Annotated in this window: 4 protein-coding genes and 1 pseudogene; all 5 read left to right on the forward strand. The window is 40.0% G+C overall.

The genetic code is table 11. The features are described from left to right. The first annotated feature begins 403 nt into the window (after window positions 1-403). The 5 genes and pseudogenes from C5745_RS01920 (at window position 404) to C5745_RS01940 (ending at window position 7,305) form a co-directional block, all read left to right on the forward strand. Window positions 404-1,780: an SEL1-like repeat protein gene (locus tag C5745_RS01920; protein WP_105715241.1), complete on the forward strand. Its 1,377-nt coding sequence runs from the start codon at window positions 404-406 to the stop codon at window positions 1,778-1,780. Window positions 1,781-1,808: 28 nt separating this feature from the next. Further along, window positions 1,809-3,635, forward strand: coding sequence for a hypothetical protein (locus C5745_RS01925; protein ID WP_133166271.1), 1,827 nt, complete (start codon window positions 1,809-1,811; stop codon window positions 3,633-3,635). A 14-nt stretch (window positions 3,636-3,649) separates the two neighbouring features. Beyond that, a complete protein-coding gene (locus C5745_RS01930; protein ID WP_105715243.1) occupies window positions 3,650-4,996 on the forward strand; it encodes a tetratricopeptide repeat protein in 1,347 nt (448 codons plus the stop codon). A 4-nt stretch (window positions 4,997-5,000) separates the two neighbouring features. Next, on the forward strand, window positions 5,001-5,921 hold the full coding sequence (locus C5745_RS01935; RefSeq protein WP_133166272.1) for a hypothetical protein: 921 nt from the start codon (window positions 5,001-5,003) through the stop codon (window positions 5,919-5,921). A 158-nt stretch (window positions 5,922-6,079) separates the two neighbouring features. Beyond that, window positions 6,080-7,305, forward strand: a pseudogene (locus C5745_RS01940) (IS256 family transposase). Window positions 7,306-7,450 lie beyond the last annotated feature (145 nt).

Consider the following 7,450-nt stretch of genomic DNA (forward strand, 5'->3'; position numbering starts at 1 on the left):
AACAGGTACCCAACAGCAACATCGGCAATTTCGCGAAGATGTTTGCTTCCAATTTACAAAGGAAGAGACGAAGGAACTGGTCACAAATTTTGACTGAGTCGAATCATTAAAGCATTTTTCTCTTTTAGTACGCGAATACACTTTAGCACCACAACCCTATTTTTTGCTGGACCAGCGCTTTGCCGCCACATTTCAGACACTCGATAGCTATCTCGTTACTGAAATCACTAATCTCATTTCCTGTACAAATTATTTCTCTCTAAAAAATACCTCATTTGGGGTATTTTTTAGAATGTGATATTTGTGGTTATTTGTTAAGGGAATGAGATTGAGTTGTTGCATGTCGGTTTCAAGGCCTGAATTGAAAGTGATTACATTGTTATCTACAGTTTAACCTTATCAAATGAATACATTTAAGTTGATGCCGGCAGCTAAGCATCTTTTTTTCCTTATGTTGTGCATGCTTGGTATAAATGTGAATGCGCAGGACAATATCAAAGCAAGAATAGAGTTTGAAAATGCCGAAAGCAGTTTCGTTGCCGGCGCATATCCAGCTGCTGTCTCTGCTTTGGAAAAAACTGAAACACTGCTAGGCAGATGGACAACAAAAGTAAGCTATCTCAAAATAGAAGCGTTGCAGAAGCTCGCAGACCTTTCGGATTTTAAAAATCCTAACACCCAAAAACTCGCCATGGAAGTAGAAAAATATATGAGCTACGCTACAGAAAACCCAGACGATGTAATTATTGAAAAATACAAGGTAGTTTATCAATTGGATGAAAGTCTCAAGACGGTAAGAACCATTTACAACGAACAACAAAGCCTACAATATAAAGCAGGGCAGGAGGCTTACAACCGTAAAGACTTTGCAAAAGCATTCGAATATTTTTCGCAAGATGCAGAAAAAGGGAATGCAAGTGCCATGGAAAAGGTTGGTTATCTATATTTTATAGGAGCGGTTATTCCCAGAGAGGTCAGAGACAAGGAATTCAGCAAAGCCATGGAATGGTATCTTAAAGCTGCTAATAAAGGAAATGCTGTAGCGATGTACAATATAGCTCATTTATATGCATGGGGATTTGGTGTTACTAAGGACTACAGCAAAGCTATGGAATGGTATCTCAAAGCAGCTGAAAAAGGGAATTCTGAAGCAATGTATGAAATAGGTTTTTCATATGATATTGGCGAAGGCGTAGCACGAGACGGAAAAAGAGCCAGGGAATGGTACCTCAAAGCTGTTGATAAAGGAAATCCAGACGCTATGTATTATATGGGTCGTTTATATTTTACTGGTGATAATGTTACTCAGAACTACAGCACGGCCATGGAATGGTATCTCAAAGCTGCCGATAAGGGGTTTTCATTTGCAATGAAGGATATCGGTCGTATGTATAATCATGGGTGGGGAGTAGCCCAAAATTACGGCAAAGCCATGGAATGGTATCTCAAAGCTGCCGAAAAAGGAAATACTGAAGCAATGAACAATATCGCTAAATTTTATTATGAGGGCACAGGCGTTTATAAGGAGAACACAAAAGCTATGGAATGGTGGCTTAAAGCAGCTGAAAAAGGAAACGATCAAGCAATGTACACTATCGGTTGGTACTATGATTATATTAAAGACTACAGCAAGGCTATGGAATGGTACCTTAAAGCTGCTGATAAAAAAAACATCAATGCACTAAAAGGTATAGGTTATTTGTATGAACAGGGTCGGGGTGTCAAGAAAAACAAAACCACCGCAGCCGAATGGCTCCGCAAAGCTGAGGAGGCAAAATAATAATAATAATAATAAGGATATCTAAACTATGAAAGCACTAACGATTCAATTAAGGATCCTGACGACAATGTATATGTTCGCGAGTTTACATTTATGTGCACAGCAAAATACATCATATGATCCTGTGTCGGAAATAATGGGAGGTATACAGACCAGGCACGCCGAGGGTACAGCGACCAATACGTTCAAGTTCATGAATAGCACAGTCTATAAGATTACGTTTGCTTATAACGATAAGCAGATTAGTTTAAATCCTGGGGATATTTCGGAAGTTTTTACGGGCAGCATACCTAAGAGATTTGGCGAAAATATCCGGATAGATGGCTATCCGGCTGATAATTACCGACAGTTTCAGAATTCCTGGCAAAATTTAAATGACCTTAGTAAAAAGCAACGCCAATATCCTGGGAATAACGAAGCGCTATTGAAGAAAGCTATAACGGATTGTGAAACCTTAATTCAGCAGTACGAAAAACTAAAAAACAGTACACAAGTGTCCGGCAAATTTATCGAACCAAAACTATATGCCATAGATAAATCTATCGAGAGTCTTAACATCTATATTAGGGATCATCAAGGTGAATTGGAACAAATCAAACAGAAAGCGAACAAAAACACAGTGGTTGTAAGCGGTACATCCTCAAATAACAAAACAGCACAAAATTCTACAACGGGTACCCAACATGCTGACGATTTCTGGTCCGACAACGGAAATCGTTCATCAGGTAATACAACTTCGAGCTCGGCTAATAGGCAATCCACTCGTGAAAATGCTGTTTCAGATTCCGATTTCAAGGGCAATCTAAGACATGTCAAAGAAGGCGATTATTTTAAAGACGATAAAGGGCAGCACTACCAAAGAACCGCCCGAGGGGCTACGAAAGTAGATAGATATACCTTTGAGCGTGCGCAGGCGAACAGGATAACAGCGGACTTCGAACGCCGGGAAGCAGAAAGGGCACACATGGAAGCCGTAACGACTCATGCGATTAACACAACTTTTACAAGCTATTATGCTATGAGAACCGCGGGTCAAAACCTAAAAGACGCTACTTCCTTGGACGGGTATTTCGATAACGTTGAAGATTTAAATCAAGCTTTCGCACAAAAGCTAAGCGAAGTTTCCCGAATGGGCGAGGAACTGAAAGCGGTATCTGTTCAGAGCGTGCAGAACTATGCACACGCGGTCTCCGCAGCAAATTCCACGGCAAACGCCGATTATACGGCGTATGGGCAAGCCTTAGGCGCTTTGGGCGGCATAGCAGCTGGTATTAAAGCCGATAAGGCAGCTAAAGAGGCACGTGAAGAATTAAGGGCGCAACGTGAAGCACACGAAAGAAACATTAAGGCACGTCAACTGGAAGCACTGTTAAATATCCGTGGTGAAATCGACAACATGTTCCCCGAAGGGGGGATGCCCCTCAGCAGCCACAAGATAGATGCGCCAGTGCTCTATCTCTTCGCCTACGCCAGTAATAAAAACGAATGGAACGAAGACAAGACCGTAGCGATGACCGTGAGCAATGTGATACCGGTGTACCGCTACAATGATGGTACCTATCCCTATATTGCTAATGTAAAACGGACATTCGAAACTGGAGGTATGAGCAATCCCGTTGTTGTCGGCTATTTTACAGATCAAGCTATGGCAGAAAAATATCAGCAGTCTTTAGTTGACGTAGCAGACCAAGGACGTTTTCAAGTTAGCCATGTAGATATCAAGGTATTGAAAAAAGATACCGACAAGTCTGCTTCAGCCGAAACAGATTTTTGGGGAAATCAGGTGAAACCTGATGCAAACAGCAAGAAGAAGCCTGTTGCAAAAAAGAAAGAAGACGATTTTTGGAATAATTAAATACCACGATAAACATGAAACACATTCTATTCACATTTATAATTCTAATTTTCACGTCCCACCTTGCTCAGGCGCAAAACGAAATTAAAGCGCGTCTTGAATACGAGGATTCAGAAGTAGCTTTTCAGAATAAGGACTATCAGAAAGCAATTTTACATCTCGATAACGCTGAAAAATTATTAGGTACATGGACAGCCAAAACCGGTTACTTGAAAATCATCGCTTTAGATCATATCATCGACTATGCGATAGAATGGGGTGACAATTTAACGGACCTGTCCCGTAACGTTGAACAGTACATGAAGTATGTTAACCAGAGTTCAGATAAAGTAGATCTAGATAAAGTGCGTGAAATCTATGCAATTGAAAAAAGAGTAGATTTTGCTAAAAAGAAGAAAGAGTTTGAATTGGACGCTGATTATAAAGCGGGCAAAGATGCCTATGAAAATAAAGACTATAATCTGGCAATGACCCATTATTTAAATGCCGCTAAGAAAAATAATACGCGAGCTATGGATCAGATAAGCGATATGTATAGAGATGGTGTGGGGTTTGAAGTAGATTATCAAAAATCCCTGGAATGGGACACAAAAGGTTCTGAGTTAGGAGATCCCATATGCACATCAGACATCGGTAACATGTATTTAGCAGCAAACGGTGTTGCGCAAGATTATAAAAAAGCATTGGAGCATCTGAGTATGGGTGCAGATTATGGTATAGGGTATGCAATATCTAGGATAGGATATATGCATAGCTGGGGATATGGCATCACAAGAAATTTTCAGGAAGCGTTCAATTGGTTCTCAAAAGCAGTCATTAAGGGAGACCCACAAGGAATGCTATATATGGGGCACTTCTATTATACGGGGACAGGAGTTGAGCAAAATTACTCAGAAGCGATAAACTGGTTTAAAAAATCAGGGAATCCCTTTGGATTTTTTAAAATAGGAGAGGCATACTTAAATGGTTATGGTGTTGAAAAGAATGATGCAGAAGCCTTAAAATGGTATAAGAGAGCAGCTGATTCAGGAGACCCTTATTACACGATTGTCGTAGGAAATATGTATTTTGAAGGAAAAGGAACAACACAAAACTATCAAACAGCATTAGATTGGTACAACAAAGCTTTTGAAAATAAACTTGAAAATGGCGAAGTTAAGAACAGCAGCCTGTATTTGACTATGGGAACTTGCCATTTTGAGCTAAAGAACTATTCCCAATCTATGGAATGGTACACTAAAGCATACGAAACAGGAGAATCAGAAGCTGGAACCGCCAAAGAAATGATTGCCAAAATGTATGAAGAAGGTTTGGGTGTGGAAAAAGATAAAAGAAAGGCCCGAGAATGGCGAAATAAGTAATGCTATGAAACATACTTTAATACTAATTTTCCTATTGGTTGCACAAATATGCACCTACGCACAGGGTAATCAAATCGAAGCAAAAGCAGCCTATCTGTTAGCAGAAGAAAGCTTTGCTACAGGGGATTATGCGGCAACTTTGGAGTACCTCAACACTGCAACGGAAAGCCTCGGATCTACAAATAGCAAACTGCTGTATCTACAAATACAGGCGGAACTGGAAATCTATATGACAGATCGGTCATATTACGATCAGGTAATAAAAACCATATCGGATTTTCAAAATTCTGCAGATGTAGATAGCTTTACGGAAGAGAAGGTAATGGAGGTTGCAAAAACGAAAATGCTTCTTATCAAAGAGAAGGAACAGGATATAAAAAACAAGGAAGAAGCTGACCGAAAAAAGATACAACAGGACTTAAATTTTCATAGTTATGCATTTAAATCGTGGCCTTTTGGTGTAACCTTTGATGAATTAAAGATTACACATAAAGATCGACGATTTTTTCAGAAAAAAACCAAAGATAGACTGGAAAAAAACACAGGCTTAACTCTTTATTATCCAAATGAAGTAAGCCTTTATTGGGATAGCAGTACAATTCCCAAAAACACTTACTTCAACGATATTTTCGGTATCTTGACAAAAAATAATATTGTAAAAGGATATCTGGAAGTAATTTATTGGGTCGATCATAATACCGAAAATACTTCCCATGAAAAATCTCTAGCAGACCTGGATACTATGGTAGCTAATATATCGGCCTATGTAGGATTTGAACCCGAATACGAAAATCTAGACAATAAATATTACAAGGGGGGGATATACAGCTGGTCTAAGAAAGGTAAAACTATTAAGCTACACCATACGCGTTATGTGAATGGAGTTCCGTGTATGAGAGTAGTTCAGGAAATTATAGTTGAATAAAGCATTGGTAACCCGTTAATTTGATAAAAGCATGGAACAACAATTAGCTTAGGCAAACTCTATAATAGATTTGGGGTCTATTTTAAAGTGTGGTAGAGACTGTAAAATAGACTGTGTCAAGGATAATAAACAGAAGTATTATTTTTGACATAGTAATTATGAGTATTAAGGAACACGATTTTGATTTTGCGTCCATGAAGGACAAGGCGCTGGAACAGTTACGCAGCGGTGAATCACTTTATGGCAAGAACGGAGCTTTTGCTCCTTTAATGAAGAAGTTTTTGGAAGCCGCGCTGGAGGCAGAGATGGAGAGCCATATGGACGAAGCCCAGCGCTCCAGCGGCAACCGGCGTAACGGCAAGTCCAGCAAACAGATTCGGACCTCTGAGGGTGCGATCGATATAGAGACTCCCCGTGATCGTCGATCTAACTTCGAACCCCAACTCATTAAGAAACGTGAGACGATTTTAGCCGAGAGCCTGGAGAAGAAGATTTTAGGCATGTATGGCCTTGGTATGAGCCTGCGGGATATATCGAACCACATCAAGGAGATGTACGATACAGACATCAGTCACAGTACACTTTCTTCCATTACCGATAAGATCATTCCTGAGATCAAAGAGTGGCAATCAAGAGGCTTAGACCCTCTTTATACGATTGTCTGGATGGATGCCATGCACTACAAGGTGAAAGAAGACCATCGTTTTGTTTCGCGGGCTGTATACAATATCCTTGGCATTGACCGAAACGGACATAAGCATTTGTTGGGCATGTATGTTTCGGAGAATGAGGGCGCTAACTTTTGGCTGAGTGTATTGACCGATTTACAGAACCGGGGCGTAGAGGATATTTTAATTGCCTGTATCGATAATTTAAAAGGGTTTTCAGAAGCGATACAGAATGTTTTTCCCGACACCGAAGTACAGACCTGTGTGGTACACCAGGTCCGTAACAGCTTAAAGTATGTGCCAGTAAGGACCAAAAGGAGTTTATGAATGATCTAAAACCTGTCTACAGGGCTGACACATTGGATCTTGCCGGACTGCGGATGGATGAACTTCAGGATAAATGGGGTGAAAAATATCCGGTGGTCATCGACTCCTGGCGGCGTAACTGGGATCGTTTGACCACTTATTTCCGATACGACAAATCCATCCGAAAATTGATATACACAACCAATACAATCGAGGGATTCCATCGTCAAGTCCGTAAGGTCACAAAAACTAAAGGTGCCTTCACTTCAGATATGGCGTTATTGAAACTTATCTATTTAGCACATAAAAACATTAAGAAGAAATGGACGATGCCACTGGCCAATTGGGGAACAACGGCACAGAAATTAGCTATTTGGTTTCCGGGAAGAATGGTGTTAGATTTGCAATAAGAAAAATGGCTCAATTACCTGCATTAGTTTCGATTTCATCTGACAGTTAAAGGGCAAACAAACTAGATTTGTAATGCGAATAACAAATTGAAGTTTAACCCCTTAACAATGTCAGACATGAATGTAGAGACAAAATTAATCAAAA

This window comes from Sphingobacterium haloxyli, assembly GCF_002980525.1.
GTDB classification, from domain to species: Bacteria; Bacteroidota; Bacteroidia; order Sphingobacteriales; family Sphingobacteriaceae; genus Sphingobacterium; species Sphingobacterium haloxyli.